The 3,503-nt window shown below is 71.9% G+C and carries 3 protein-coding genes; all 3 read right to left on the bottom strand.

Annotated features, from left to right (window positions below):
• Nucleotides 1–188: dihydrodipicolinate synthase family protein (locus tag ABZ641_RS29665; RefSeq protein ID WP_359986699.1), on the bottom strand; the 188-nt coding region annotated here is incomplete at its 3' end.
• Nucleotides 189–422: 234 nt separating this feature from the next.
• On the bottom strand, nucleotides 423–1,571 hold the full coding sequence (locus ABZ641_RS29660) for an endo-1,4-beta-xylanase (protein WP_344625070.1): 1,149 nt from the start codon (nucleotides 1,569–1,571) through the stop codon (nucleotides 423–425).
• Between the two features lie 491 nt (nucleotides 1,572–2,062).
• The gene (locus ABZ641_RS29655; RefSeq protein WP_344625071.1) at nucleotides 2,063–3,169 is read right to left on the bottom strand and encodes a PLP-dependent cysteine synthase family protein; all 1,107 of its coding nucleotides are present in this window, start codon (nucleotides 3,167–3,169) and stop codon (nucleotides 2,063–2,065) included.
• Nucleotides 3,170–3,503 lie beyond the last annotated feature (334 nt).

The following is a 3,503-nucleotide window of genomic DNA, read 5'->3' as shown; positions in this document are numbered from 1 at the left end:
GCCGTCCGGACCAGCCGGGCGTGCTCGGCGGGGTCCAGGGCGTGGAACTCGCCGGTGCCGCAGGCGGCGAAGACCGCGCCGGGACCGGCGGCGATCCCGGCCTCCAGGTGCGCGGCGTACACCGCGGTGTCGATCTCGCCGTCCGGGCCGAACGGGGTCACCGGGAAGAACAGCGGGCCGTCGTGCATCGTCGCCTCCTGCGGGGACGGGCGGCGGGCCGGCCCGTGCGGCCAGCCTGTCCCCGCGGGCGGTGCGGTGGTGGGCGGCGCGCCGACGGTCACCCGGCGGGCGCAGCGGGCTCGTACGGACCGGCCGCGAAGGGTGCCCGGCGGGTCGGGTGGTCGGTGCAGGGGCTCACGGGGGGCACCTCCCCCGCGCCCCTGAACCGACCATCCGAGCGGCCGGTCCGCCGGAGGTGTCGGTCAGTGCCGGCCGGCGAGGGTGAGGTCCTGGCGCAGCGCGGTGTACGCCGGCTTCGGGCGGTAGTCCTCGGTGAGCAGGTTGGCCGAGCCCTGGCCGGAGAAGGTGTTCGGGACCCAGGAGTACTTGTCGGTGAAGCCCCAGACCGTGAAGTCGGTGCAGTGCTCGGTGAGCAGGCAGCCCTGCAGCAGCACGCTGTACCCCTCGGCCTGCGCCTCGGTCTTGGTGGCGTCCGCGGGCATCACCATCCGGACGTCGGCCTCGGTGATCGCGGTGTCCAGTCCGAGGGCGTCGAAGCGCGCCAGGTTGTCGGCGATGTCGTGCGGGGCGGGGTACTGGACGGCGAGGTGGCCCTGGACACCGACGCCGTCGATCGGGACGTGCTGCGCCTTCAGCTCGGTGACCAGGGCGAGCAGTGCGGTGCTCTTGGGGTTGACGCCCTCGATGTTGTAGTCGTTGATGTACAGCTCGGCCTTGGGGTCGGCCTCGTGGGCCCAGCGGAAGGCGTCGGCGATGTAGCCCGGGCCGAGGTTGCGCAGCCAGACGGAGTCGCGCAGGGTGCCGTCGTCGTTGAAGGCCTCGTTGACGACGTCCCACTGCCAGATGTGGCCCTTGAAGTGCTTGACCTCGTCGGTGATGTGACGGTGCAGGATGTCGCGGAGCTCGTCCGCGGTGAAGCTGCCGGAGGTGAGCCATCCGGGCAGCTGGCTGTGCCAGACCAGGGTGTGGCCGCGGACCAGCTGGTGGTTGTCCCGCGCGAAGTCGACGAGGTCGTCGGCGGGGCCCCAGGTGTAGGTGCCGCGGACGGCTTCGACGGCCTCCCACTTCATCACGTTCTCCGGGGTGACGGAGCTGAACTCGGTCGCGGCCTTCTCCCGGTACGGGGCGTCGGCGGCGAGGGCGGACATGTCCACGGCCGTGCCGATGCGCACGCCGGCGCGGCGGCCGAGCTCGCCGAGGGTGCGGGCGGCCGGGTCCTTCGCCGGGTCCTTCGCCGGGGCGGCGGCCGCCCGGGCGTCGCCGGACGCGCCGGTGCCGCCCGCGGTGGCGGTGCTGCCGGTGGCGGCGGAGGCGGTGGGGAGGACGAGCGCGGTGACGGCCAGGGCTGCGGTGGTGGCCGCCACGAGGGCGGTGCGGGTCGCTCGGATCACGGAGGTCCCTTTCACGATCACACGGTGACGATTCTCGAAACTTTTCGTAGTTGACTACGCAAGTTTCAGGCACGCTAGCGGCCCGAATTTTGGACGGTCAATCCCCGTGCACGGAGGTATTTCCGCCGGGTTGACGTCCACTCATGGAGTGCCATCGGAGCGGCCGGCCCACTGCCGGGGTGGCGACCCCAGCCATTGCCCGCCAATCCATCCGTGGGGTCTGGCCGAAACTCTCGCCCTGGTTTACGATTCTGCCGCCCGGCGGGTCCGTGACTGGCGTCCGGCCGGTGGGCGCTTCGGCCCGGTGTGGGAGTGGCCGCGGCGCGGCTGCGGTGCGAGGGTCACCGCACACGTCGGCCCGGGGAGTACGTGGCGCACTCCCCGGGCCGTCATGGTGGGTCATCAGGGTGGTTCATCAGGGTGGGTCGTCATGGCGGTCGACCGGATGGGCCGACCGGGCGGGGCGGCGGACGCCGCCCCGCGGCAAGGGCTCAGCCCAGGCCGATGGACGTCCCGGCGAGGAACTCCTCGAGCTCGGCGACGTACGGGTCGATGTCGATGCCGTGCTCGGCGAGCCAGGCGTCGGAGTAGTACTTGTCGAGGTAGCGGTCGCCCGGGTCGCAGATGAGGGTCACGACGCTGCCGGCCTGCCCGGCCGCGCGCATCTCGGCGACGATCCGCAGGGCGCCCCACAGTCCGGTGCCGGTGGAGGCGCCGGCCTTCTTGCCGAGCGCGTCCTCCAGGATGCGGACGGCCGCGATGGACGCGGCGTCGGGCACCTTCATCATCCGGTCGAGGGCGCCCGGGACGAAGCTGGGCTCCATCCGGGGACGGCCGATGCCCTCGATCCGGGAGCCGCTGGGGCAGGTGGCGTCGGGGTCGCTGTTGACCCAGCCGTCGAAGAAGCAGGAGTTCTCCGGGTCGGCCACGCATATCCGGGTGTCGAACTGCATGTAGTGCACGTAGCGGGCGATGGTCGCGGAGGTGCCGCCGGTGCCGGCGGTGGCGACGATCCAGGCCGGCTCGGGGTGCGGCTCCAGCTCCAGCTGGGCGAACACGGACTCGGCGATGTTGTTGTTGCCGCGCCAGTCGGTGGCGCGCTCCGCGTAGGTGAACTGGTCCATGTAGTGGCCGCCGGTCTCCTCGGCGAGCCGCGCGGACACGTCGTAGACCTCGCAGGGGTCGTCGACGAGGTGACATCGGCCGCCGTGGAACTCGATCAGCTCGATCTTGGCCCGGCTGGTCGTGCGGGACATCACGGCGATGAAGGGCACGCCGATCAGCTTGGCGAAGTACGCCTCCGAGACGGCGGTCGAACCGCTGGACGCCTCGATGACCGGCTTGCCGGGTCTGATCCAGCCGTTGCAGAGGCCGTAGAGGAAGAGCGAGCGGGCCAGCCGGTGCTTGAGGCTGCCGGTCGGGTGGGTGGACTCGTCCTTCAGGTAGAGGTCGATGCCCCACTCCTCCGGGAGCGGGAAGCGCAGCAGGTGCGTGTCGGCGGACCGGTTGGCGTCCGCCTGAACCTTCCGCACCGCCTCCTTCAGCCAGGCCCGGTACTCCGGGTCGGAGCGATCCACGTCCACGGTGTGCAGCGCCATCGCGAGCCTCCTTGTCCTGACGTTGTCCTGACGACGTCACCTCCACCAAGCGTAACAGGCGACTACGATAAGTGACTGTTACGGCATCTCCAGCGAACCCTTATCGGGCAGCAGAGCGGTGAGACCGGGCGCCACGTCGCGCAGCCCCCGTGCAGCCCCCGTGCAGCCCCGCAGCGAGCCGCCGACCTGCGCGGACGGCCCGCCGAACGCCCGTCGAACGTCGCCCGCCGGGTGCCCGGGAGGGAGGCTGCAGGGCCGACCGGGGGTTCGTCGTCCCGGTCGTGCCCGGCGTCCCGGAGTCGGGTGACGTCGCGGGCGCGGCGGTGGCACCCGG

It is taken from the genome of Kitasatospora sp. NPDC007106 (assembly GCF_040634455.1).
Lineage (GTDB): Bacteria > Actinomycetota > Actinomycetes > Streptomycetales > Streptomycetaceae > Kitasatospora > Kitasatospora arboriphila.
This window is presented reverse-complemented; position numbering and strand designations above follow the sequence as displayed.